The 24340-nt window shown below is 68.5% G+C and carries 22 protein-coding genes and 7 tRNA genes; 4 read left to right on the forward strand and 25 right to left on the reverse strand.

Features of this window, described 5'->3' with window-relative positions:
- Window positions 1-8: 8 nt before the first annotated feature.
- From KVS69_RS01450 to KVS69_RS01465, 4 genes are all read right to left on the reverse strand, one after another.
- Window positions 9-1292, reverse strand: coding sequence for a nucleotide sugar dehydrogenase (locus KVS69_RS01450; RefSeq protein ID WP_217536001.1), 1284 nt, complete (start codon window positions 1290-1292; stop codon window positions 9-11).
- Window positions 1293-1577: 285 nt separating this feature from the next.
- Complete coding sequence (locus KVS69_RS01455; RefSeq protein WP_217536002.1) at window positions 1578-2033, reverse strand: BLUF domain-containing protein; 456 nt, start codon at window positions 2031-2033, stop codon at window positions 1578-1580.
- Window positions 2034-2103: 70 nt separating this feature from the next.
- On the reverse strand, window positions 2104-3108 hold the full coding sequence (locus KVS69_RS01460) for a TraB/GumN family protein (RefSeq protein ID WP_093534076.1): 1005 nt from the start codon (window positions 3106-3108) through the stop codon (window positions 2104-2106).
- An 85-nt stretch (window positions 3109-3193) separates the two neighbouring features.
- Window positions 3194-3886: a glutathione S-transferase family protein gene (locus KVS69_RS01465; protein WP_217536004.1), complete on the reverse strand. Its 693-nt coding sequence runs from the start codon at window positions 3884-3886 to the stop codon at window positions 3194-3196.
- A 74-nt stretch (window positions 3887-3960) separates the two neighbouring features.
- Between KVS69_RS01465 and KVS69_RS01470 the strand changes: the two genes are divergently transcribed.
- Window positions 3961-4047 (forward strand) — tRNA-Leu (locus KVS69_RS01470).
- Window positions 4048-4049: 2 nt separating this feature from the next.
- Here KVS69_RS01470 and hemN read toward each other — a convergent pair.
- Both hemN and KVS69_RS01480 read right to left on the reverse strand, forming a co-directional pair.
- Window positions 4050-5459, reverse strand: a complete 1410-nt coding sequence (gene hemN, locus KVS69_RS01475) for an oxygen-independent coproporphyrinogen III oxidase (protein WP_217536005.1) — start codon at window positions 5457-5459, stop codon at window positions 4050-4052.
- Between the two features lie 44 nt (window positions 5460-5503).
- Window positions 5504-5941, reverse strand: a complete 438-nt coding sequence (locus KVS69_RS01480; protein ID WP_217536006.1) for a group III truncated hemoglobin — start codon at window positions 5939-5941, stop codon at window positions 5504-5506.
- An 80-nt stretch (window positions 5942-6021) separates the two neighbouring features.
- Here KVS69_RS01480 and KVS69_RS01485 point away from each other — a divergent pair, with 80 nt between their 5' ends.
- The gene (locus tag KVS69_RS01485; protein ID WP_095364065.1) at window positions 6022-6306 is read left to right on the forward strand and encodes a hypothetical protein; all 285 of its coding nucleotides are present in this window, start codon (window positions 6022-6024) and stop codon (window positions 6304-6306) included.
- Window positions 6303-7343, forward strand: a complete 1041-nt coding sequence (locus KVS69_RS01490; RefSeq protein ID WP_217536012.1) for a 4Fe-4S dicluster domain-containing protein — start codon at window positions 6303-6305, stop codon at window positions 7341-7343. Before KVS69_RS01485 ends, KVS69_RS01490 begins: the two co-directional genes overlap by 4 nt.
- Window positions 7344-7366: 23 nt before the next feature.
- Here the strand turns inward: KVS69_RS01490 and KVS69_RS01495 are convergent, their stop codons facing one another.
- The 18 genes from KVS69_RS01495 to uvrB all read right to left on the reverse strand — a co-directional run bounded on the left by KVS69_RS01495 (window position 7367) and on the right by uvrB (window position 23495).
- Window positions 7367-7603, reverse strand: coding sequence for a hypothetical protein (locus tag KVS69_RS01495; protein WP_068850770.1), 237 nt, complete (start codon window positions 7601-7603; stop codon window positions 7367-7369).
- A gap of 261 nt (window positions 7604-7864) precedes the next feature.
- The gene (locus KVS69_RS01500; RefSeq protein WP_068850768.1) at window positions 7865-8086 is read right to left on the reverse strand and encodes a hypothetical protein; all 222 of its coding nucleotides are present in this window, start codon (window positions 8084-8086) and stop codon (window positions 7865-7867) included.
- Between the two features lie 107 nt (window positions 8087-8193).
- Window positions 8194-8267: transfer RNA gene (locus KVS69_RS01505), tRNA-Cys, on the reverse strand.
- Window positions 8268-8314: 47 nt separating this feature from the next.
- Window positions 8315-8390 (reverse strand) — tRNA-Gly (locus KVS69_RS01510).
- 114 nt (window positions 8391-8504) lie between these two features.
- Window positions 8505-8580, reverse strand: a tRNA-Gly gene (locus KVS69_RS01515).
- Between the two features lie 93 nt (window positions 8581-8673).
- Window positions 8674-9786, reverse strand: coding sequence for an NAD(P)/FAD-dependent oxidoreductase (locus KVS69_RS01520; RefSeq protein ID WP_217536013.1), 1113 nt, complete (start codon window positions 9784-9786; stop codon window positions 8674-8676).
- 135 nt (window positions 9787-9921) lie between these two features.
- Window positions 9922-9997: transfer RNA gene (locus tag KVS69_RS01525), tRNA-Gly, on the reverse strand.
- A 46-nt stretch (window positions 9998-10043) separates the two neighbouring features.
- A complete protein-coding gene (gene pgsA / locus KVS69_RS01530) occupies window positions 10044-10667 on the reverse strand; it encodes a CDP-diacylglycerol--glycerol-3-phosphate 3-phosphatidyltransferase (RefSeq protein WP_068850761.1) in 624 nt (207 codons plus the stop codon).
- Between the two features lie 9 nt (window positions 10668-10676).
- The gene (uvrC, locus tag KVS69_RS01535; RefSeq protein WP_095364027.1) at window positions 10677-12524 is read right to left on the reverse strand and encodes an excinuclease ABC subunit UvrC; all 1848 of its coding nucleotides are present in this window, start codon (window positions 12522-12524) and stop codon (window positions 10677-10679) included.
- Complete coding sequence (locus KVS69_RS01540; RefSeq protein WP_217536015.1) at window positions 12521-13936, reverse strand: hypothetical protein; 1416 nt, start codon at window positions 13934-13936, stop codon at window positions 12521-12523. Before KVS69_RS01540 ends, uvrC begins: the two co-directional genes overlap by 4 nt.
- A 24-nt stretch (window positions 13937-13960) precedes the next feature.
- The gene (gene kdsB, locus KVS69_RS01545) at window positions 13961-14758 is read right to left on the reverse strand and encodes a 3-deoxy-manno-octulosonate cytidylyltransferase (RefSeq protein ID WP_217536018.1); all 798 of its coding nucleotides are present in this window, start codon (window positions 14756-14758) and stop codon (window positions 13961-13963) included.
- Window positions 14759-14816: 58 nt separating this feature from the next.
- Window positions 14817-15839 (reverse strand): tetraacyldisaccharide 4'-kinase, encoded by a 1023-nt coding sequence (gene lpxK / locus KVS69_RS01550; RefSeq protein WP_217536021.1) that lies wholly within the window; start codon window positions 15837-15839, stop codon window positions 14817-14819.
- Window positions 15839-17587 carry a lipid A export permease/ATP-binding protein MsbA gene (gene msbA, locus KVS69_RS01555; protein ID WP_095364024.1) on the reverse strand — a complete coding sequence of 583 codons (1749 nt, stop codon included), beginning with the start codon at window positions 17585-17587 and terminating at the stop codon, window positions 15839-15841. The genes lpxK and msbA overlap by 1 nt, the downstream gene beginning before the upstream one ends.
- The gene (locus KVS69_RS01560) at window positions 17584-18006 is read right to left on the reverse strand and encodes a biopolymer transporter ExbD (RefSeq protein WP_068850743.1); all 423 of its coding nucleotides are present in this window, start codon (window positions 18004-18006) and stop codon (window positions 17584-17586) included. Before KVS69_RS01560 ends, msbA begins: the two co-directional genes overlap by 4 nt.
- Window positions 18007-18009: 3 nt before the next feature.
- Window positions 18010-18687, reverse strand: a complete 678-nt coding sequence (locus KVS69_RS01565) for a MotA/TolQ/ExbB proton channel family protein (RefSeq protein WP_095364023.1) — start codon at window positions 18685-18687, stop codon at window positions 18010-18012.
- Between the two features lie 3 nt (window positions 18688-18690).
- The gene (locus KVS69_RS01570; protein WP_254621957.1) at window positions 18691-20940 is read right to left on the reverse strand and encodes a DNA internalization-related competence protein ComEC/Rec2; all 2250 of its coding nucleotides are present in this window, start codon (window positions 20938-20940) and stop codon (window positions 18691-18693) included.
- A 349-nt stretch (window positions 20941-21289) separates the two neighbouring features.
- A tRNA-Val gene (locus KVS69_RS01575) sits at window positions 21290-21364 on the reverse strand.
- A 106-nt stretch (window positions 21365-21470) separates the two neighbouring features.
- Window positions 21471-23495, reverse strand: a complete 2025-nt coding sequence (uvrB, locus tag KVS69_RS01580; protein ID WP_068854624.1) for an excinuclease ABC subunit UvrB — start codon at window positions 23493-23495, stop codon at window positions 21471-21473.
- 146 nt (window positions 23496-23641) lie between these two features.
- On the opposite strand from uvrB, the gene KVS69_RS01585 reads away from it, so the two are divergent.
- A complete protein-coding gene (locus KVS69_RS01585; RefSeq protein ID WP_254621958.1) occupies window positions 23642-24184 on the forward strand; it encodes a GspH/FimT family protein in 543 nt (180 codons plus the stop codon).
- A 72-nt stretch (window positions 24185-24256) separates the two neighbouring features.
- Here the strand turns inward: KVS69_RS01585 and KVS69_RS01590 are convergent.
- A tRNA-Asn gene (locus KVS69_RS01590) sits at window positions 24257-24333 on the reverse strand.
- Window positions 24334-24340: the final 7 nt, after the last annotated feature.

Consider the following 24340-nt stretch of genomic DNA (forward strand, 5'->3'; position numbering starts at 1 on the left):
GTTCGAGTCTACAGGCGGTCGTCGACCACGTCCCGTGGCCAGACCGACTTCACGTCGTAGACGATCCCATCCGGCGCGAGCAGCGCGCGGATCCGTGCGGTGTCCATCGCGCGGAAGCGGTCATGCGCCACCGCCAGCACCACCGCGTCGTAGCCCTGCGGGTCAGGCTGTTCCACCCACTGCACACCGCTGCCTTCCAGCGTGGCCGGACCGACCCACGGGTCCTGCACCTGCACCTGCGCGCCGCTGGACTGCAGGGCCTGGGCCAGTTCCAGCGCGCGGCTGTTGCGCAGGTCCGGGCAGTTCTCCTTGAAGGTCACCCCCAGCACCAGCACGCGTGCGCGCTGCGGTGCCTTGCCGCGGCTGGCCAGCAGCGCCAGCACGCGTTGCGCCACGTGCGCGCCGACGCGGTTGTTGACCTGCCGCGCGGTGTGGATCAGGTCCGGGTGGTAGCCCACGCTTTCGGATTTGTGCAGCAGGTAGTACGGATCCACGCCGATGCAGTGGCCACCGACCAGGCCGGGGCGGAACGGCAGGAAGTTCCATTTGCTGCCGGCGGCATCCAGCACATCCTGGGTATCGATGCCGAGCCGGTCGAAGATCAGTGCCAGCTCGTTGACCAGCGCGATGTTGACGTCGCGCTGGATGTTCTCGATCACCTTGGCCGCTTCGGCCACGCGGATCGACGGTGCCGGCCAGGTGCCCGCAGTGATGATGCGCGCGTACAACGCATCGACAAGCGCGGCGATCTCCGGGGTGGACCCGGAGGTGATCTTGCGGATGTCGGGCAGGCGCCGCTGGCGGTCGCCCGGGTTGATCCGTTCCGGACTGTAGCCGCAGTGGAAGTCCTGGTTGAAGCGCAGCCCTGAGCCGGCTTCCAGCAGCGGCACGCAGACCTCTTCGGTGGTGCCGGGGTAGACGGTGGATTCGTAGATCACCAGGTCGCCGGGCTTGAGCACGCTGCCGATCAGGATGCTCGCGTCGCGCAGCGGGCCAAGATCCGGCTGTTCGTGTGCGTCGATCGGGGTGGGCACGGTCACGATGTAAACGGTGCACGCGGCAAGGTCGGCCGGGTCGACGCTGTAGCGCGCCTGCACCGCAGCGGCGAGTTCGTCCGCCGACATTTCCAGGGTGTGGTCGCGGCCCTGCTGCAGTTCGGCCACGCGCGCATGGTCGATGTCGTAGCCGAGCGTGGGCAGCTGCGCGCCGAACGCTACCGTCAACGGCAGGCCGACATAGCCCAGCCCAATCACGCCGATGCGTGCCTGTGCGGCGCGGTCGGCCGCCGTCATCCGGCCAGCCCCGCAGGCGCACGCAGGCGCGGCAGCAGGTACGCGGGGGAACGATCGATCATGCGGGGCACCACCAGGAAACAGTTGCGACAAGCCTAACGCGGCAGGCGCTGCGCCACAAAGAACAAAGCCGCCGCCCGCGGAGAGTACGGACGACGGCCAACAAGTGGTCCAGCTGCGGTTACTTCCCTTTCAGACAACCCCGGGGCATACCCCGGACCGGTCACAGCTGGTAGACACATGGTACGAAGCGGACTGTGATCTTTGTGTTACGAGCGACGCCACTCACGAGCCCAGCGTCACGGCTGCGGGTTCGAGTTCGCCGGAGACGCCGGTCCATACCTCGAGCAGACGCGCGAAGCCGACCCGGCGCTGGCCATCCACGGGCGCGTAAGCGGCGAACCCGGTCCAGTCGGCATCGATGATCGCGCTCATCACGTCCGGGTCGATGCGGGCAGAGGCCATCGTCCAGCGCGGGAAATGACGCGTGCCGACCTCGCCGCGTGCCAGTTCGCGCATCTGCTGGTGGCTGCGCGCGTTGATCACGCGCTGCTCGACCGGGGCTACGCCATCATCCGGGCCCTCGATGTACTGCAGGAAGCGCCGGCCATCGAACATCAGCACGCTGGTCACACCGGCCACGCGGTTGAAGTTGGAGGCCTCGGCGAGGATGCGGTCGATGCCCGGACCGTCGATGCCGTCGACTGCCTCGCTTACATAGGCGAACGCCTGCAACGCCATATGCACCCCCCGGTGAAGTCCACATGACTATGCCATGAAGATCGCGGGGGTGAAAAGATGGTTTTCCGGCTCAGGGCGACTCGACGTGGTAGCCGGCCTGGCGCAGCCGCTCGAGATAGCCACCCGGTTCCACCAGGGTGTGCACGGGCACGGTCGCAAAGGTGACCGCGTTGCCGGCCAGCGCTGTGCGTGCCGCGCCCATCCACTTCTCCGCCGCGCGTGCATCCAGGTTGGTCATGCCACGCCGGCGCCCCAGCTCGCTGTCGGCAATCGCGCCGACACAGGCGTCGTACTGGCTCTTCAAGGCCAACTGCTGGAGCGCGTCGATATCCCCTGCCGCCCAGGCGTTGGCGCGCTCGACCAGCAGCGGCATCTGGTGTTCAACCACGTCCAGCGTCCGCTGCAGGCAGGCCACGTCCTGCAGCGGGCTGGCGCGCACTTCCTTCAGTGCGGCGCGCGGATCGTCCACCTTGACCTCCACCCGGGTCACCACGGGCGTCAGGCCGCGGGCCTTGTACGCCTTTTCAAGCAGCTTGCCCACGCCGGATCGGGGACTGAGCCCGACCTCGTCGAGGGCAGCCACGTACAGCCGCGTGGCGGCCACCAGCGGGCGGTCCTTCTCCACCCCATTGCCGCGCCCGAGGTAACGGGCCTTCAACGGCTGCCAGCGCGCATACAGCTCCGGCGGCAGAATCTCCTGCAGTCGCCTGCCCTGCGGGTCGTGCTGCGCCTTCATGGCCGAGGGCAGCAGGGTGAGCCGGCTGAAAAAGCCGACATCGGCATCCAGCGTCCAGCCCGGCGGCCCCAACACGGCATCGGCGCTGGCGATGACCGCCTTGACCTCGTCGGCGCGCCAGTCCAGCCTGGCCGGCAGCGGCGATACCGTGCCCAGGATCCACAACGTGTGGCCTTGCGCATTGGTGACCCGCCACATGCCCGGCCCGGGCTGCACGCCGGAGACCACCACCGGCGCCAGGTCGACCACCTCGGGCGGTGCCTGCTGCGCCCTGCCTTCGGGCACACCCGCACAGGCCAGCCACACCAGCAACGCGCCTGCTGCTGCCCTCTTCGCCATGCCTGTCCACCTTCCTGTGCGCCTGCCGTGCAGCGTACGGCGCGCATCGCAGCGGCGTAAACCGTGCCTCAAGTACCGGTGCCGATCAGCCCGGGTCCGGTGCCTGCCGATAGGGCTCTTCAAACGGGCGGAAATCGTGCTCGTCCAGCGCCGCCGCGATCCATGCCTGCACGCCCGGCAGCGCCCGCACCTGCTGCATGTAGGCGGCAACGCGCGGCGACACCGGCACGGCGTAGGTGTGCAGGCGCATCACCACCGGCGCGAAGAACGCATCGGCGATGCTGAAACGATCGAACAGCAGCGGGCCCTCATGGCGTGCCAGCAACCCCTCCCAGAGCGCCTGCAGACGCTGCAGGTCGGCCACTACATCCGGCTGCTCGCGCAGTACCCGCGCCCCCACTTCGGGAAGCAGTGCTTCGATGTTCATCGGGAAGTGCGAGCGCAACGCGCCGAACCCGCTGTGCATGGCGGCGGTCGCGCTGCGGGCCAGCGCACGTTCGCGGGTCTCCTGCGGCCACAGCGCCGATTCCGGAAACCGTTCGGCCAGGTATTCGGCGATGGCCAGCGAATCCCAGACGACCAGCGCGCCATCGACCAGCACCGGCACGGTGCCCGAGGGCGACAATGCCTCGGCGCTGCGCTTGAACTGCGAGTCCGGGTCGAAACTGTCAAAGCGCAGCACGACTTCGTCGAACGGAATGCCGGCCTGGGTCATCAGCACCCACGGCCGCATCGACCACGAGGAGTAGTTCTTGTTGCCGATGTGCAGTTTCAGCATATGCAGAATGGCCCGGAGCAGGAAAGCTGATGCTAGCGCCCCCTAGGATTCCGCTACAATCCCTCCGCAGCGCCGCCCGGATGGCGAAACTGGTAGACGCATCGGACTTAAAATCCGCCGGGGGCAACCCCATGCCGGTTCGATTCCGGCTCCGGGCACCACCTCAGATCGCCCGCGAATAGCGCACCGGCTGTTCGGGCTGGGCCAGGTAACGGTCAAAGCACATCGCCAGCAGGCGCAGCAATGGACGCCCGCGCGCGGTGGCGCGCACCACGCCGTCGCGGAACTCGGCCAGGCCGTCGGCCTCCAGCGCCGTCAATGCGGTGAGCGCATCGGCGAAGTACTGGTCGAAATCGACACCATGGCGTGCCCCCAGCGCGCGGCCATCCACCTCGCCCTGGCACATCAGCTGGTTGATCAGCGCGGCGCGCAGCGCATCGTCCGCATCCAGGGTCAGCCCCCGCCACACCGGCAGGCGCCCGGCATCCACCGCCGTTTCCCAGCCCGGCAGGTCGCGCGGGTTCTGGCTGTAGCAGTTGCCGATGCGGCTGATCGCGCTGGCGCCCAGCCCGACCAGGTCGGTCTGCGCGTGGGTGGTGTACCCCATGAAGTTGCGGTGCAACTGGCCGGCGCGCTGGGCGCGGGACAGGTTCTCTTCCGGCAGTGCGAAGTGATCCATGCCGATGTACTGGTACCCGGCCAGCGACAGCCGACGCACCGCCAGGCCGAGCAGCGCCAGCTTCTGTTCCGGGCTGGGCAGCGCGGCATCGGGGATCTGCCGCTGCGCCTTGAACAGGTTCGGCAGGTGCGCATAGCCGTAGATCGCCAACCGGTCGGGGCGTTCGCGCAGCACCGTTTCCAGGGTGCGCGCGAAGCCCTCCAGGGTCTGGTGCGGCAGGCCATAGATCAGGTCCACGTTGACCGAGCGCAGGCCATGCTCGCGGCACGCACGCAGCACCTCCAGCGTGGCCTCCACGCCCTGCTCGCGGTTGATCGCGCGCTGTACCACCGGGTCGAAATCCTGGATGCCCAGGCTCGCCCGGTTGAAGCCCAACGCGCCCAACCGGGCGATGTCCTCGCGGGTGACGAAGCGCGGATCGAGCTCGATCGAGAAGTCGCGAGCGGCCGAGGTGCTGAACGAAAAGCGCTGGCGCAGCCCCTCGATCAGCTCGCGCATCTGGGTCGCGGCCAGGAAGTTCGGGGTGCCACCGCCAAGGTGCAGCTGCACCACTTCGCGCGAGGCGTCGAACAGCGGTGCGATCAGGTCGGCTTCGCTGAGCACGCGCGCGACATACGCCACGCCCTTGCCATGGTCGCGGGTGATTACCCGGTTGCAGCCACAGTAGAAGCAAGGGCTGCTGCAGTACGGCACATGCACGTACAGCGACAGCGGCAGCGCTTCGGCATTGCTGGCCGCGATCGCGGCACGCAGCCCATGCTCATCGAAGCCGTCGTGGAAATGCGGCGCGGTGGGATAGGAGGTGTAGCGCGGGCCGGGCCGGTCGTGACGACGCAGCAGGTCCGGGTCGAAGTGCCAGGCAAGCCCGGCGGCGGCAGGCGAAAGGGTGTCCATGGACCAAGCGTGCGCGCCCGCGCGCGGCGGCGCATTGAGCCAGATCAATCCAGGCGCGGTCTTGCGGCGAGCGGCAGTTCGGGCCAGCGCTGCATCTGGATGCGCCGCCAGAAGGTGTCGGCGATGCGCGTGGCCACGTCGTCGGCCAGCTGCTGCATGGGCGGGTTGCCCAGTTCGGCGGTGGTGCGCCGGAACAGCAGCAGCCAGCGGTCGAACAGCGCGCGCTCCAGCTCCGGCATGGCCATGTGCTTGGACATCGGGTTGCCGTTGAAGCGGCGGGTGCCGCGCAGCATGGCCGACCAGAAATCCACCAGCTGGGCCAGATGCACGTCCCACTCGTGGATGCGCGCCTCGAACACCGGGCCCAGCTGCTCGTCCTGGCGCACGCGGGCGTAGAAGTCGTGCACCAGGCGGGTGACTTCCTGCTCGCTGCACAGCGCCAGGGAGGCGGCCGGCAGCACGGGGGCGACGGACGAGGACATGCGGTCATGATGCTACGCCGCCTTGATCAGGATCAATGTGGCGTGCTGTCGCAGGGCCTACCGTGCAGGCCATGGACACGCTGAACGCCCCGCCTGGCAACCGCCGCCGCCTGCTGATCCAGCAGTGGGGTGCGGTGCTGTGGCCGAGCTTTGTCGCCGCCGGGCTGGCCTGCGCGGTGTTTTTCGCCTTCGTGGATCCGTTGCGCCTGCGCGACATCACCTTTCCGGACCAGGCGCTGAGTCGCGAACTGGGCTACACGCTGGGCTTCTTCATGTTCTGGTCGGTCACCGCTGCCGCCAGCGCGGTCACCGGCTACCTGCTGCGGCCGCGGCCGCGCGATGACGACGAGCTGCCGCTGGGATGACGCCGGCTGCGCCCCCTGCCCTGCGCTGGCGCGCCCTGGTATGGGCAGCGCTGCTCATGCTGTTCTACGCCCTGCCCTGGCTGCGCTGGAACGGGCGGCAGGCACTGCTGTTCGACCTGCCGGCGCGCCGCTTCGACCTGTTTGGGCTGACCCTGTGGCCGCAGGATGTCGGCGTGCTGTTCGGGCTGGTCGCGGTGCTGGCCTGCACGCTGGTGCTGCTCACCACCGTGGCCGGGCGGGTCTGGTGCGGGCATGCCTGTCCGCAGACGTTGTGGAGCGGCCTGTTCCGCTGGATTGAACGCAGCGCCACGCGACGACTGCGACCGCCGGCCCTGGCCCGCGTGGTCAAACACCTGGCCTGGGCCGCGGTCGCACTATGGACCGGTATCACCTTCGTCGGCCTGTTCAGTCCGATCCAACCGCTGGTGGCCGGCTTCTGGCCGGCCCGCTGGAGCGGCTGGGAAACGTTCTGGGTGCTGTTCTACGCCACGGCCGCGTGGGCCAACGCCGGCTTTCTGCGCGAACAGGTCTGCATCGACCTGTGCCCGTATGCGCGGGTGGCCCCGATGCTGTGCGATGCCGACACCCCGAAGGTCTGCTACGACGCCCGCCGCGCCGAACCGCGCGGCGCCCGCCAGCGTGGACAAGGTTCGGTGCAGCAACGTGGTCGTGGCATGCTCGATCCGACCAGTGCCAGCGACTACGCCTTCCGTGCGGCGCATCCGGCCTTGGCCGGCCCGCCGCCGCGCTTCGCCGACGATCGGCTGGGCGATTGCCTGGACTGCGGTGCCTGCGTCCAGGTGTGCCCCATGCAGCTGGACGTGCGCGCCGGGCCGCAGCCGGACTGCATCGCCTGTGGCGCGTGCGTGGATGCCTGCGATGCGCAGATGCGCGCGTGGCGGTTTCCGAGCGGGTTGGTCCAGCTGGCCAGCGAAAACGAGATGCAGGGAAGGCCGCGACGGTGGCTTCGTCCGCGCACGCTGGCGGCACTGCTCAGCCTGGCCGCGCTGCTCGGTATCGGGCTGCATTACCTGTAACCGCCATCCCCGGGCGGTTGGCCTCAGCGCGTGCGGTTGTCGGGCGGCGGCACCATCTGCGCGCGCCGGACAATGCCGAGCTGTTCAATGATCAGGGCCAGTTCGTTGGTCACCTGGGTGCGGCCGCGGCCCTGCGGCACCAGGCGTTCAAGCACCTGCTGGTAGGTGGTCCAGAACTCCGGCCCACACCCGTGCTTGCTGTAGCTGGCCTCCAGCTCGGTGCGGACGCCGTCAGCCAAGTCATTCGCGCCGTATCGCATACGACCTCCCTTGGACCTGCCCTGCATCGAAGACGAGCAATTCCCCCTGCCAGGCTTGCGCCTGTCGCCCCGCCGCTGGGAGGCGGCAGGACTTCACCCACGTTTCACTCCACCCTTTCATGCCCTTCGCGCCAAGTCAACCAATGGTGAACAGGCGATCAAACAGGCCCTGAATGGTTCAGGCACGCTCCTGTCCACGCAGGCAGGATGCCGCGCGGTTGTTGACACCGTGATGTCAGCCCGCGAAGGCCCGGCGGGTGGTCAGCCCCCCATCCGCCAGATGCCATAGGCGCTGATGGCCACGCCGGCGCCCAGCACCATCCAGGCCACGCCGTTGAAGCGCTTGAACACCTTGGCGAGGCCGAACGAAAGCACGATGGCCGCCAGCCCAAACCCCAGCACGACCACGCCGCTGACGTTGCTGGGCGAATCCCAGAACGAACCGGGCGCGCCGACGGCTGCAAACCACAAGGCGATATCCATCGAACATCCTCGACACGAAACGGTACTGCACAGTAGGTGTGCGCTCGTCCGGGCGAGGTGAAGGGCGGAAACGAAAAACCCCGCCGAAGCGGGGTCTGTCGAATTACTGGAGGCCTGGGTCGGAATTGAACCGGCGTACGCGGATTTGCAGTCCGCTGCATGACCACTCTGCCACCAGGCCGGTGACCCTATAAAACAAGACCCCGAGAACGGGGCCTGGTCAGGATTTGGAGCGGGAAACGAGACTCGAACTCGCGACCTCAACCTTGGCAAGGTTGCGCTCTACCAACTGAGCTATTCCCGCAAAATCAGGCGAATATGTTACCGGAACCGCGGGTAACACACCAGCCTTTTTACACTTCATCGCCGCGTGCCACCGCGGAGAAAAACAAGGCCCCTGGGGGGCCCTGTCGAAATCTGGAGCGGGAAACGAGACTCGAACTCGCGACCTCAACCTTGGCAAGGTTGCGCTCTACCAACTGAGCTATTCCCGCAGTGTTGCTGCGTCCTGCGACCGGCACCTGCGTCGAAGGAGCGCTATTGTGTCGGGATTCCTTCACGTCGTCAACAGGTTTATGCAGCGGTATTCAGCCGTACATGCGCATGCCGCGACGATGAAAATAGACCTGTTCGGCCACCCGCCGCAGCAGGCGGGACTGCAGCAGAAGATCCAGCGGCCAATCCGCCTGCAGGTGGTCCATGGCCCAGCGCAGCACCCGTTTGCGCCGGAACGTGGGCGCGGCGCGGACGGCGACGCTTTCGGCCGCAGGCCCCCTGCCGCGCAGGTGGCGGGCCACCGCATCGCCGACCGTCCAGCCATGCCGCCAGGCCGAATGGATGCCACCGGCCGACAACGGCGAAACGATACCGGCCGCGTCTCCGGTAAGGATCACGCCCGGCGCGGCGATCGGCCCGCGTGCGAGCCCGCAGGGGACCAGCCCGGCGCGGGTCGCGCTGGGGCGGGCCGCTTCGGGCAGTCCGATCACGCTGCGGATGTGCGCCAGGAAACCCGCCAGGTCCGGCTGGCGCGCATGCGCGGGGTCGTGGCGCAGCGCCAGCCCGATCTGCACACCGGTCGGGTTCTGCGCTGCCCAGCCGATGTAGCCGGGCGCGAAGCGACGGCTTGCGAAGCAGTGCAGCGCGCCACCTTCTGGCAGCTGCAGGCCGGCAAATTCCTGCTCGATCCCGAACAGGGTGTCGTGCACCCGCCCCAGCCCGGTGCGCTGGGCCACGCGCGAACGGGCGCCGTCAGCGCCCACCAGATAGCGCGTGCGCCCTGCCCCGGCCACCTGCCAGCCCTCGCCATCGCGCACGGCCTCGGTGAAGGACTGCTGCAGGCGAAGCTCGACACCATGCGCAGGCAGTTCGGCTGCCAGCCAGCGCATCAGGTTCGGCGTGTCGGTGGTCATGAAGTAGTAGCCCGGTGCGGCCAGCTGCACGCTGCGCAGGTTCGGCGCATACAGGCGCACGCGTTCCACGCGTTGCAGCAGTGCGGGCGGAATGCGCTGCAGCCAGGTCTGTTCAACGACCTCTTTGACCAGGATGCCGGTGGTATGCAGGCGCGCGCCTGGATCTTCCTTGCGTTCCAGCGCGCATACGCGCAGGCCGAATTCGGCAGCGGCCAGTGCGCAGGCGGCGCCGGCGAAACTGGCGCCGACCACGACCAGGTCCCAGTCGTATGCGGCGTTGGGGGTGTTCATTGCGATGCATTCCTGCGGATGCGGGCGCACAGGATCGCGGCGGCAGGCGGGGCGGCCATGAAGTGCCGGTGAAGCGGGAATGAAGCGCGACCACCAACGAAAAAAGCGACCCGAGGGTCGCTTTTTTCTTGAATCTGGAGCGGGAAACGAGACTCGAACTCGCGACCTCAACCTTGGCAAGGTTGCGCTCTACCAACTGAGCTATTCCCGCTTGGGAGGCGAAATTCTACAGCCAAACGCGGTGCTGTCAACAGCCCTCAGCCCTTCTTTTTCAGGCGTGCGGTTTCACGTGCGGCGCGTTCGTCCTCGCGCAGGCTCGGCCACGCCGCATGCAGGTACTGCAGGCCGGAGAACAGGGTGAGTACCGCAGCGATCGCCAGGGTCCAGTCGCCGACATGGAATACCGGTTCGCCCATCCAGATATCGGACACCGGCGTGTTCGGCGCCACCGAATACAACAGGCACAGCAGCGCGACCATCTGCGCGGTGGTCTTGATCTTGCCGATCAGGGCCACCCGCACCTTCGCGCGCTGGCCGATTTCAGCCATCCATTCGCGCAGTGCCGACACCGCGATTTCGCGGCCGACGATGACGGCGGCCCAGAATGCCATCCACGGCGTGGGGTGGCCCTGCACGATCAGGAACAGCGCCACGGCCACCATCAGCTTGTCCGCAACCGGGTCCAGGAAGGCGCCGAACGCCGAGGCCAGGTCGTAGCGGCGGGCGATCCAGCCATCCAGCCAATCGGTCAGCGCGGCGATGCCGAAGATCGCCGCCGAGGCGAAATTGGTCCAGGTGTAGGGAAGGTAGAACACCAGCACCAGCACCGGGATCATCACGATCCGCAGCAACGTCAGCCAGGTGGGGAGGGTCAACTTCATTGCGTCTCTCTACTCGCCGGCCGCAGGGGGCGTGGGCAGTCCATGAAGGTTAGCGTAGATGCGTGCGGCAAGGGCGTCATTGATGCCCTCCACCTTGGCGATTTCCGCCTCGCCGGCCGCCTTCAGGCCGACCAGCCCGCCGAAATGCTTGAGCAGGCTGGCGCGCCGGCGCGGCCCGATGCCGGGAATGTCCTCCAGCTTGCTGGTCATGCGCGCCTTCTGCCGGCGGCCCCGATGGCCGGTGATCGCAAACCGGTGCGCTTCGTCGCGGACCTGCTGGATGAACTGCAGGGCCGGTGATGCGGCGCCGGGGCGCAGCTCGCGGCCATCGGGCATCACCAGCGCTTCGTGTCCGGCGCGGCGCTCCACGCCCTTGGCCACGCCCACCAGCATCACCCCTTCCACGCCGAGGTCGGCCAGTGCGGCCTGCGCCTGGGCCAACTGGCCGGCGCCGCCGTCGATCAGCAGCAGGTCCGGCAGCACGCCCTCCTCTTCCACCGCGCGACGGAAGCGACGGTCGATGGCCTGGCGCATGGCCGCGTAGTCATCGCCGGGTTCGATCCCGCTGATGTTGAAACGCCGGTACTGGCTGCGCACCGGGCCGCTGGCATCGAACACCACGCATGAAGCCACGGTGGCTTCGCCCATGGTGTGGCTGATGTCGAAGCACTCCACGCGTTTGACCTGCTCAGCCAGGCCGAGCATCTGCCGCAGGTCCTCGCTGCGCGCATGCTGGGCGCTGCGGCTGGTGAGCTCGCTGACCAGCGTGATCTGCGCATTGCGGCTGGCCAGCTCGACATAACCGGCCCGTTCGCCGCGCACGTTCCACTTCAGCTGCACCTTGGCCTCGGCCGAGGCGCTGAGCGCCGATTCGATCAGGCTGGCATCGGGAATCTCGCGGTCCAGCAGGATCTCGCGCGGCGGGGAATGTTCGGCGTAGTACTGCGACACGAAAGCGCCGAGCACTTCGTCCGCGCTTTCTTCGCCGTTGGTGCGCGGGAAGAACGGCCGCGTTCCCATGTTCCGGCCATCGCGGAACGCCAGCAGCATCACGCAGGCGCTTGCGCCCTGCGTGGCGCAGGCCAGCACGTCGAGGTCGGCGGCGCGGCCATCCACGTACTGGCGGGTCTGCATGCTGCGCAGGGACGTGACCAGGTCGCGCAGGCGCGCGGCCTGCTCGAATTCCAGCGCTTCGCTGGCCGCCTGCATCTGCGTGCCCAGTTCGCGCGCCAGCTGGTCGCTCTTGCCTTCCAGGAACATCGAGGCACGCCGCACCGATTCGGCGTAGTCGTCGGCGGCCACCAGGTCCACGCACGGCGCGCTGCAGCGGCCGATCTGGTACTGCAGGCACGGTCGCGAGCGGTTGCGGAACACGCTGTCCTCGCAGCTGCGCAGCTTGAACAGCTTGTGCATGAGGTTGAGCGTTTCGCGCACCGCGGTCACCCCCGGGTACGGACCGAAGTACCGGCCCGGCACCGCGCGCGGCCCGCGGTGCAGCGCGATGCGCGGCCAGTCTTCGCGGGTCAGCAGCACGTGGGGATAGGTCTTGTCGTCGCGCAGCGAGACGTTGTAACGCGGCGACAGCGACTTGATCAGCTGGTTTTCCAGCAGCAGCGCTTCAGCCTCGGAACGCGTCACGGTCACATCCATGCGCGCGACCTGCGACAGCATGGACATGATCCGCGCGGTCTTGGGCGCGCCATTGAAGTAACTGCCCACGCGGTTGCGCAGCGCGCGGGCCTTGCCGACATACAGCAGGGTGTCGTCGGCGGCGTACATGCGGTACACGCCGGGCGCGGTGCTCAGGTGGGCCGCGAATGCCTTTCCATCGAAGGCCGGAGCGGTAGTGAGGGTCATTCGCTGATCGGCACGTCGCTCAGTACGCCGCTCACCGGGTCGAAACGCAGTACGGCATGGGCATCGGTCTCGGCGATCCACACCGCACCGCCGCCCAAGGCCAGCCCGGCCGGACCATGCAGCCGCCGCGGCAGCGCCACGGTACTCAGTTCGCCGCCGCCCAGGCGCAGGGTGCGCAGTCGGCCGTTGCCGGCGTCGGCGATCCACAACACGGGCGCGTCCGGGCTCATCGCGATGGCCTGCGGGTACTGCAGCTGGGCAGCGGTGCGCGGACCATCCTGGTCGCCGAACGACCACATTCCCTGCCCCACCAGCGTCTGCACCAGGTCGCCGCGCAGCTGCATCGAACGGATCGACGAACCCAGCGCGTCGCATACGTACAGCACCTGCTGCACCGCCGCCAGCGCGGTCGGCTGCGCGAACGCGGCCAGATGGCCGCTGCCGTCACGCTCGTCGATCGCGCCGGAGCCGGCGCGCCAGGACAACGTGCGCTGGCCCAGGTGATAGCTCCAGATGCGGTTGTCGCCAGCCATCGCGATATGGATCTGGTTGTCGGCGACCACCAGGCCCTGCGGATGGTTCAGGGGGGTCTGGCGCGGGTCACCCACCGCGCCTTCGCGCGGCTCGCCCGGACGACCATTGCCGCACAGAGTGTCGACCTGCCCGGTCAGCAGGTGGATCCGGCGCAACGCATGGTTGCCGGTGTCGGCGACGTACAGCCACTCGCGTTCCAGGGCCAGGCCCTGCGGCCGGTTGAACGCGGCCTCGCCCGGGCCGCCATCCATCATGTCGGCGGTGCCCATCCCGAACTGGCGAAGCACCCGCCCGGCATGGCTGCACTCGAGGATGCGATGGTGGCCACTGTCGGCGATGTACAGCCGCTCGGTGCTCACCGCCAGCGCGGTCGGGAACAGCAATGGCAGGCGCGGCTCGGGATGCAGCTCGCGCTGGCGCGATGCGTCCGCGTCGAGCGGGCTGGACGTCCCCTGGCAGAGTGCATTGAGGGCACGATCAAGCTCCTCGCCGAAGCCGACCAGGCGGTCGACCTCGCGCCCCTGTGCATCCAGCAGCACCAGGGTCGGCCAAGCCGCCACGTTGAACCTGCGCCAGCCGTCCCAATCGGCATCCAGCAGCGCCGGCACGGTCACGCCCTGTCGGCGCAGCAGTTTCAGCGCCTGCTCCGGTTCGCGCTCGAAGTCGAAGCGCGGCACCTGCAGGACCAGTACCTGCAGCTTGCCGGGGTTGCGCGACTGCCATTGGCCAAGCTCGGCCAGCCGGTGCGCGCACCACACCGAGGCGGCGTTGACAAAGGCCAGTACCACCGGGCGACCACGCAGTTCGGTCAGGGTGGTCGGGGCGGCATTGAGCCACGTGGCGAATTCGGGCAGATCCTGGACGGGCTGTACGTTCATGCGCTGATTATGCCGGACTGGGCGTCATGCAACCGTCGTGCCACCGTCAATTTCGCGGCGGGCCAGCCAGCCCTCGGCACGCACCAGGTCCTCGGGCGTATCGATCCCCGGCGGGAAGGCGGCCGGCGACAGCGCCACACTCAGCCGGTGGCCCGCCTCCAGCACCCGCAGCTGCTCCAGCGATTCCAGCTGTTCCAGCGTGCCCGGCGGCAACGCGGCGAACTGCTGCAGGAAACCGGCCCGGTACGCATAGATGCCGATGTGGCGCAGCCAGTGGGGGCCGGAGAGGCGCTCGCGCGACTGCGCGAAGGCGTCGCGGTGCCAGGGAATGGGAGCGCGGCTGAAGTACAGCGCGTCCAGGTTCTGCTGGCGTACCACCTTGACCACGTTCGGGTCGAACAGGGTCTCGGCATCCTCCACCGGGGTGGCCAGGGTCGCCATGGCGGCACCGCTGTAGACCAGAGCTTCCGCCACCGCGCGGATGCCCTCGGCCGGGGCGAACGGCTCGTCGCCCTGCAGGTTCACCACCACGGTGTCATCGGACCAGCCGGCCTGGCGGGCGCATTCGGCCAGCCGGTCGGTGCCGGAGGCATGGCTGGCGGCGGTCATCGCCACCTGCACGCCGTCCAGGCCCTGCAGGGCATCGGCGATGCGCGCATCGTCGGTGGCCACCCAGACCTCGCGCGCACCGGCCAGCAGCGCGCGTTCGGCCACGCGCAGCACCAGCGGTCTGCCGCCGAGCAGCCGCAGCGGCTTGCCGGGCAGCCGGGAGGCGGCGTAGCGCGCCGGAATGGCGACGACGAAATCGACGGGCTGGCTCATGCGGACCTCTCGGCAATACACGGGAACAATGGCCGCCAGTGTGCCGCAAACCCGGTGCTCAGCGCTTGCCGAGTTTGTCCACGCGGTCCAGCAGGTTGACCCAGAACGCGGCGGGCAGATCGGCCGACAACGGCACCGAAAAATGCCATTCGTTGGCGAACGCCTTGCACTTCACCGCGTCCTTTTCAGTCATCAGCACCGGCAGTTCGCTGCCAAAGCGAAGGTCCGCCGCCTGATACGCATGGTGGTCGGCGAAGGCATGCGGGACCACCCCGATACCGTGCGCACGCAGCATGTCGAAGAAGCGCTGCGGGTGCGCGATCCCGGCCACGGCGTGCACGCGCTGGCCACGGAAGTGCGACAACGCGCGGGCACGGCCGCCGCTGAGCGGCTGCGCGCTGTCGATATGCAGCTGCATCGCCCATTCGCCGAACCCGCAGGAGGCGAGCGCGGACGGATCGGTGCTGGCCTGGCCCAGGTTGACCACGCGGAAGTCGCAGTCGCGCGCGCGTTCGGCGGGTTCGCGCAACGGCCCGGCCGGGATCAACCGGCCGTTGCCGTAGCGGCGTTGTGCGTCCACCACCTCGATTTCGATGTCGCGCGCCAGCCGGTAGTGCTGCAGGCCGTCGTCGCAGACGATGATGTTGCAGCCCGCCTCGACCAACGCGTTGCCGGCGGCCACGCGGTCGGCATCGACCCGGACCGGCACGCCGGTTTTCCACGCGATCAGCACCGGTTCGTCGCCGCCCAACGCCGTCGGCGTGCTCGCCTCGACCCAGCGCGGGACCTTGGCCTCTTCGCGCCCATAACCGCGACTGGCCACGCCCGGCTTCCAGCCCGCCTCGCGCAGGCGGTCCACCAGCGCGATGGTCAGCGGGGTCTTGCCGGTACCGCCGGCGGTCACGTTGCCGACCACGATCACCGGCACCGGCAGCGCGTGGCGCTTGCGCCAACCGCGCCGGTACAGCCCACGGCGCAGCGCCACCACGGCGCCGTACACCGGCGCCAGCAGCCGTGCGGCAAACGGAATCGCACTGCCGTCGTACCAGTACGACGGCGTCTGGGAACCCTTGGACGCCATCAGGGCTGCCTTTCGCGGAACTGCATCTTGTGCAGGTGCTCGTAAAGCCCGCCCAGCGCCAGCAGCTCGCGGTGGGTGCCGCGCTCGACGATGCGGCCGTGGTCCATCACCAGCACCTGGTCGGCATGTTCGATGGTGGACAGGCGATGTGCGATCACCAGCGTGGTGCGCTCGGGCATCAGGCGCTGCAGGGCATCCTGCACCAGCCGCTCGGACTCGTTGTCCAGCGCGGCGGTGGCTTCGTCGAGGATCAATACCGGCGCGTCGCGCAGGATCGCGCGGGCGATCGCCAGGCGCTGGCGCTGGCCGCCGGACAGCAGCGCGCCGTTCTCACCCACCGGGGTCTGCAGCTGCTGCGGCATGCGCTCGATGAACTCCCACGCATTGGCGGCCTCGGCGGCAGCGCGGATCTGCTCCTCGCTGGCGTCCATGCCGTAGGCGATGTTGGCGCCCACGGTATCGTCGAACAGCATGACCTTCTGCCCGACCATCGCCACCTGGCGGCGCAGGTCGGCCAGCGGGTAGTCGTCCAGCGGCACGCCATCGAGCAGGATTCGGCCGCCGCTGGGCTCATAGAAACGCGGCACCAGCCGGATGAGGCTGGTCTTGCCGCTGCCGGAGCGGCCGACGATGGCCGTTACCGTGCCCGGCTTGGCATCGAAGGTGATGTCGTCCAGTGCGATGCCGGTATCTTCGCGGTAACGCAGCATCACGTGCTGGAAAGACAGCTCGCCACGCACGCGCTGGGCGCGGGTGCTGCCTTCGTCGCGCTCGACCGGCAGGTCAAGGATGCCGAACAGGCGCTCGGCGGCGGCCACGCCGCGCGAGATGGAGGTCTGCACGCTGGTCAGGCGGCGCAGCGACGGGATGATGGCCATCATCGAGGTCATCAGGCCCATGAACTGGCCGGCATTCAAGCGCCCGGCCAGCGCTTCGCGGGTGGACACCCACACGATCACGGCCAGCGCCAGCGCGGCCAGGAACTGCACGGTGCTGGACGCCAGCGCGCGCGTGGTTTCGACCTTCATGTTCAGGCCGAGCATGCGGTTGGCCAGCCGCGAATAACGCGAGATCTCGTGCGCCTGGGTGCCATGCACCTTCACTTCCTGCTGCGCGGCCAGCGACTGTTCGGCGGTCTGCGCCATGCTGCCCATGCCGTCCTGGATGCCGCGGCTGATGCGCCGGTAGCGCTTGCCCACGAACGACACGATCACGCCGATCAGCGGCACCACCACCAGCATCGCCACGGTTACCTTGACGCTCATCTGCAGCATCACCACCAGCATGGCGATGATGGTCAGGGTGTCGGCGACCAGGGTCTTGAGCGCATCGGCGCTGGCCTGGGTGACCTGCTCGGTGTCGTAGTTCAGGCGGCTGACCATCACCGGCGTGGCTTCGCTGTCGAAGTGCGACGACGGCAGGTGCAGGTACTTGGACAGCACCTGTTCGCGCAGGTCGCGCACCACGCTGCGGCCGGTGCGGGCCAGCGCGTAATCGCTGACCAGCGTGGCCAGGCTGCGCATCATGAACAGCCCGAGGATGGTCAGCGGCAGGATCACCGCCATGCGCGGCTCGGGGTTGACGAAGCCGCGGTTGACCAGCGGTTCCATCAGCTTGGTGAAGTGGTAACCGGCCAGGGCTTCGACCACCATCGCGATGACGGCGGCCACCATGAACACCCAGTAGGCGCGGGTGTAGCCCAGCAGGCGTTTGTAGATCGGCCAGACCGGCGCGTGTTGTTTACTCATGGACGCACCTCCGGCGCGGTAGCGATGGCGATGCGACGGAAACCGAGCTGGCCCAGGGCATCCTGGGCGGTCACTACGGCCTGGTACGGGGTGCGGGCATCGGCGCGCAGCAGCACGGTCTGCTCACGGTCGGTGCCGGCGACGGCGGCAATGGTCTGCTTGACCGATTCCACGTCCGTGCGCAGTACTTCCTGGTCGTTGATGAAGTAACGCCCTTCGGCGTTGACCAGCACGCTGAGCGAGCGCGGCGGCTCGGTGGTGTCCTGCTGGCTGGCGGTCGGCAGCTGCAGCTGCAGCGTCGAGCGCGCGTCGAAGGTGGTGGTGACCACGAAGAAGATGATCAGCACGAGGATGACGTCGATCAGGGGTACCAGATCGATGTGCACCTCGTCCTGGACCCGGTCGTTGCGGATACGCATCCGTCAGCCCTTGGCCGTGACGGGCGCGGCGCCGGCCGCCGGCGCGGTGCCGGCGCGCGGTGCCGCGTTCATGACGCCGGGGCGGCCGTCCAGTGCGTCCAGCAGGGCCGAGGCCTCCATTTCCATCTCGATCACGTAACCGCCGATGCGGCCCTTGAAGTAGCGATGGAACATCAATGCCGGGATGGCCACGATCATGCCGGTGGCGGTGCACACCAGCGCCTTGCCGATGCCGCCGGCCAGCTGGTTCACATCGCCCACGCCGTGGTCGAGGATGCCCAGGAACATCTGGATCATGCCCACCACGGTGCCAAGCAGGCCCAGCAGCGGGCCCGCCGATGCGATGGTGCCCAGCGCGTTCAGGAACCGCTCCATGCGGTGCACCAGATGCCGGCCGGCATCTTCGATGCGCTCGCGGATCTGGTCGCGCGGGCGGTTGCGCGCTTCCAGCGCCACGGCCAGCAACGCGCCCAGCGGCGAGTTGGCCCGAAGCGACTGGATGTGATTCGGATCGAGCTTGCCGCGCGCGGCCCAGTTGCGCACTTCCTGGCCCAGCCCCGGGGGCAGGACCTCGTTACGCCGCAAGGTCCAGAAACGCTCCAGGACGATTGCCAAAGCCAGTACGCCCAACAGCAGCAGCGGCACCATCGGCCAGCCACCGGCCTTGACCAGTTCCCACACGTTTCAACCCTCCGGCCCATTGGCCGCCTGTATGACCGCCGATAGGATAGCAGCCGACCGCGTCCGCTCCGCGGCATCCCACCAACGGCGTTCGAAAAGACGCTGTTCGCGCACCTGCAACCCCTCCTGGCCCAGCCACAGGCGCAGCGCGCCGCTGTCGGCGGTGTTCAGCACTTCGGCAGGGGCCGCCCGCCAGCGCTGCACGACGTCCGGGCGCGGGTGCCCGAACCGGTTGCCATGCCCGGCCGAGACGATCGCCAGGCGGGGCGACACCGCCTGCACCCAGTCGGCGCCGGACGAGCCGGCACTGCCGTGGTGCGCCACCAGCACCGCGTCGGCGCGCAGCGCGGCCGGTACCGTGGCAACCAGCACGGCCTCCTCGCGCTGGCCGATGTCGCCCGTCAACAGCACCACGCCATGCGCGGTCTGGATGCGCAGCACGCAGCTGCTGGCGTTGCCTGCGTAGTCCATGCCCGGCGGCGGATGCAGGACGGTGAAGTCCACCCCGTCCCAGCGCCAGGCCTCGCCGCTGCTGCAGGGCAGCTGGATGGCGGGCACCGCACCCGACGGCGCCTGCAGCGGCGGATCGCGAAAGGCGCGGCGCACTGCAGGCATGCCACCGGCGTGGTCGCGGTCGCCATGGCTGAGCAGCAGCCGGTCCAGCCCGGCCTCGCCCAGCGCGTGCAGGGTCGGCACCACCACCCGTTCGCCGGCGTCGAATCCCCCTTCCGCGGCGGGGCCGGCGTCGTACAGCAGGCGGTGGTGGCGGGTACGCACCCACACGGCCAGGCCCTGCCCCACGTCCATCACCAGCAGTTCGACCTCGCCGGGGCCGGGACGATCGCGGGCCGGCCACAGCAGCGGCAGGCACAGCAGCAGCGCCGGCAGGCGCATCCCGGCGGCGCGCGGCAGCAACAGCCAGAACACCCCGAGCACGGCGACCGGCACCGCCGCGACGCCCGCCTGCGGCGCCCACCACAACGCCCACGGCTGGCGCGCAAGCGCCCCGAACAGCCACCAGCTCGCGTCGAAGCAGGCGGCCGCCCAGCGCCAGGGCCAGCGCCCCGCCCCGTCGACCACGGCCTCAAGCCCGGTGCCAAGCAACGCCAACGGCACCACCACCAAGCTCCACCAGGGAATGGCCAGCAGGTTGACCAACGGCCCCGCCCGCGAGGCCTGCCCGAACAGCGCCACGGTGAGCGGCAACAGCGCCAGGGTGGCCACGCCCTGCGCGGCCAGGAAAGTGCGCAGCCAATGCACCCCGTGCCCCGGCAGGCACCAGACCAGCCACAGCACCCCGGCGAAGCTGAGCCAGAAGCCCGGCGCCAGTACCGACAGCGGATCCACCAGCAGCACCGCCAACGCCGCCAGCGCCAACGCCTGGCCAACGGTGGCCGGTCGTCGCACGCAGCGGGCGGCGGCGACCACCGCGATCATCAGCACCGTGCGCACCGTGGGCAGCGCGAAGCCGGCCACGGCCGCATACAGCGCGGCACCGATGACGGCCGCCAGCGCGGCCGCCAATGGCCGTGGCCAGCCGCGTCCCAGCGCGGCAAACGCTCGCCAGGCCAGCCCCGCCAGCCACGCCGCGAATCCGGCCACCAGCCCGACGTGAAACCCGGAGATCGCCACCAGGTGGGTCAGGCCGAGCGCGCGCAGATCATCCCAGTCGCCCTGCCCCAACCCGCGGGTATCGCCCAGCGCCAGCGCCTGGATGAAACGGGCGCCGGCGCCCGGCACGTGTCCGGCGATGGCATCGGCCATGCGCTCGCGCCACGCCGGCAATCCGGTCGGGTCGCCCAAGGCCATCGCCGGGGCGCGCACGTGCCCGGTGCCGCTCAACCGCTGCAGCAGCGCATGCCGCTCGGCGTCGAAGCCACCCGGGTTGCGCAATCCACGCGGTGGGCGCAGCCGCGCGTGGAGCTGCCAGCGTGCGCCGGCGCGAAGCGAGCAGCGCAGCGCCGGTTCGGCTGCAGGCGCGCGCGCAGGCGTTTTTGCCGCAGTGACGTCATACCAGGCCAGCGCAAGCTCGCGGCCGCGCAGGTGCGCGGGCATCGTCGCATCGTCATCCACGCGGAACCGGAAGCGGGTGCTGCGTGGTCCATGTTGCGGCAGCTCCACCACCCGGCCGCGCAGCACGTGGTCCGCAGGCGCGGCAGCCGCGGGTAATTGCAGGGCCAGGCCGGCATGGGCGTGCAGGGTGACCCAGCCGATCCCGGCCAGCACTGCGCCGCACCACCGTGCACGCGGCATCGCACACCAGACCCCCGCACCGCACAGGAGTGCGCACCACGCAGGCATCCGGGGCAACAACACCGGCGCGAACACGACACCACACACACCGGCCAGCAGTGCGAGCGCACATGCCTTGCCGAACAGGGGTAAAGGCGCTGGAAACGAACGGGAGAAGACGTCCGACAGGAACGACATGCAGGCCACCACGCGCTGGAGCCTGCATCCTTGGCCCGCAGCAACCAGCTCGCCATCAGGTGGGTGCGGAACGCGTTGTGGGGAAGCGCCGCTGTCACGGAACCCACAACGCAAAAAAGCCGACCTGATGGCCGGCTTTTCTGTTGTTCCACCGCAGTCGCTGGGACTGGAGTGGTGGGCGGTACAGGGTTCGAACCTGTGACCCCTACCATGTCAAGGTAGTGCTCTACCGCTGAGCTAACCGCCCGTTTGTCTCGCTGCGCCGCTGCAATTGCGTCGGTGCAGGCCGCGTATATTACGGACGTCGGGTGTGAAGAGCAACACTTTTGTGAAGGTATTTCACAACGCGTTGTTCAGCCCAGGCTGGCCTCCTTCAGCTGGCGGATCTGGTCGCGCACGCGCGCCGCATCTTCGAACTCCAGGTCGCGGGCGTGCTGGTACATCTGCTGCTCCAGCGCCTGCAGCCGCTTGGCGATCTGGGCCGGTTCCAGGGTGCGGTAATCCACCGCCTCCTCGGCCACCCGGCCACCGCGTCCCTTGCCTTTGCCCCGCGCTTCTTTTTCGGCCGCTTCCGAGCGCGCACCTTCCAGCACGTCCACGATCGGGCGCAGCACCGACTTGGGCACGATGCCGTGCGCTTCGTTGTATTCCACCTGCTTGGCACGACGGCGGTCGGTTTCGTCGATTGCCGCCTGCATCGAGCGGGTGATCTTGTCCGCGTACAGGATCGCCTTGCCGCGCAGGTTGCGTGCGGCTCGGCCGATGGTCTGGATCAGCGAGCCGGTCGAGCGCAGGAAGCCCTCCTTGTCCGCGTCGAGGATCGCCACCAGCGATACCTCCGGCATGTCCAGGCCTTCGCGCAGCAGGTTGATGCCGACCAGCACGTCGAACTTGCCAAGGCGCAGGTCGCGGATGATCTCCACGCGTTCCACCGTATCGATGTCCGAATGCAGGTAGCGCACCCGGATGCCGTGTTCGGTGAGGTACTCGGTGAGGTTCTCGGCCATGCGCTTGGTCAGCGTGGTGACCAGCACGCGGTCGCCGAGCTTGATGCGCTCGTTGACCTCGCTCATCAGGTCGTCAACCTGGGTGCCCACCGGGCGGATCTCCACCACCGGGTCGATCAGGCCGGTCGGGCGCACCACCAGCTCGGTGATTTCATCGGCGGCTTCGCGCAGCTCGTACGGTCCCGGGGTAGCGGACACGTAAATGCTGCGCGGGCAGCGCGCCTCCCACTCTTCGAAGCGCAGCGGGCGGTTGTCCAGCGCCGAGGGCAGCCGGAAGCCGAATTCGACCAGGGTTTCCTTGCGCGAGCGGTCGCCCTTGTACATCGCGCCGATCTGCGGAATGGTCACGTGCGATTCGTCGATGACCAGCAGCGCATCGGGTGGCAGGTAGTCGAACAGGGTCGGCGGCGGCTCGCCGGCGGCCTTGCCGGTGAGGTGCCGCGAATAGTTTTCGATGCCGTTGCAGAAGCCGACCTCGGCCATCATTTCCAGGTCGAACTGGGTGCGCTGCGCCAGGCGCTGCGCTTCCACCAGCTTGTTCTGTTCGTACAGCTGCTCCAGCCGCACCTTGAGCTCGGCCTTGATCGTATCCACCGCCGACAGCACCCGCTCGCGCGTGGTGGCGTAGTGCGTCTTGGGGTATACGGTGTAGCGCTGCAGGCGGCGCAGGCTTTCACCGGTAAGCGGATCGAACATGCTGATCTGTTCGACTTCGCCATCGAACAGTTCGATGCGCACCGCTTCGCTGTCCGATTCCGCGGGGAATATGTCGATGACCTCGCCGCGCACGCGGAACGTGCCGCGGTGCAGCTCGTACTCGTTGCGGGTGTACTGCAGCTGGGTCAGGTGGTTGATCAGGTCGCGCTGGTCGATGCGTTCGCCGGTGGACAGGATCAGGCGCAGCGACAGGTAGTCCTCGGGCGCACCCAGGCCATAGATTGCCGACACGGTGGCCACCACGATCGCATCCGGGCGCGACAGCAGGGTCTTGGTCGCCGCCAGCCGCATCTGCTCGATGTGCTCGTTGATCGAACTGTCCTTCTCGATGAAGGTGTCCGATGACGGCACGTAGGCTTCGGGCTGGTAGTAGTCGTAATAGCTGACGAAGTACTCCACCGCGTTGTGCGGGAAGAACGCCTTGAATTCGCCGTACAGCTGCGCGGCCAGGGTCTTGTTCGGGGCCATCACCAAGGTGGGCTTCTGCACCTGCTGGATGACATTGGCAATGGTGTAGGTCTTGCCCGAGCCGGTCACGCCCAGCAGGGTCTGCTTGGCGATGCCGGCTTCGAAATTGGCCGTCAGCTTCTCGATCGCGGCCGGCTGGTCGCCCGCCGGGGAGTACGGAGATACAAGTTCGAAGCGATCGCTCATGGTGCCGCCATAGACCGGGCCTTACATTATAGCGGGGGGTTGGGTGACGGCCGGCTGAGGGGGCAGCCTACCGTGAAGCTTGCCTTTGACCGATGGTCGGCCTGCTCCGGACAGGGCACGGTGACGCCTTGTCTCCGGTATCCCCCATGCACCGCCCTCGCCCCTTCCCCCGGCCCCGGGGGTTCACCCTGCTGGAACTGACGGTGACCCTGCTCATCCTGGCGGTGCTCTGCGCGCTGGCCCTGCCCTCGCTGAGCGCCAGCGTCAGCCGGATGCGCGCCGACATGCTGCGCATGCAGCTCGTCTCGGTGTTCAACACTGCGCGCAGCACCGCGATCACCCGCGCCGCGCCGGTGGCCGTCTGCCCGAGCGAAGACGGCATGCACTGCTGGAACGACTGGAGCCGGGGATGGCTGATCCACCTGGACCGTGGATCGGAATCGGGGACTTCCCCGCCCTCGCCGACGGATGTCCTGCAGTACCGCCCCGGGTACCGGGATGCCTCGGTGGTGGCGCGGTCCAGCCAGAATCGCCCGCGCCTGCGCCTCCAGCCCGACGGGCGCAGTGGCGGCAGCCCGCTCACGGTGGCCATCTGTGCCGGAGGGCAGCTGCACGGCGAGGTGGTCGTGAACAACGTGGGCCGCACCCGTGCCGCACGCAGGCCGGGCACCGTGGACTGCCCGCACTGAGCGGCCGGGTCTACCTCTACACCAGCCACCGAAACGACAAAAGCCGCGATTGCTCGCGGCTTCTGCAGAAACTGGCGCCCGAAGTTGGACTCGAACCAACGACCCCCTGATTAACAGTCAAGTGCTCTAACCGGCTGAGCTATTCGGGCGGGGACG

It is taken from the genome of Stenotrophomonas sp. GbtcB23 (assembly GCF_019091045.1).
In the GTDB taxonomy this organism is placed as follows: Bacteria; Pseudomonadota; Gammaproteobacteria; order Xanthomonadales; family Xanthomonadaceae; genus Stenotrophomonas; species Stenotrophomonas rhizophila_A.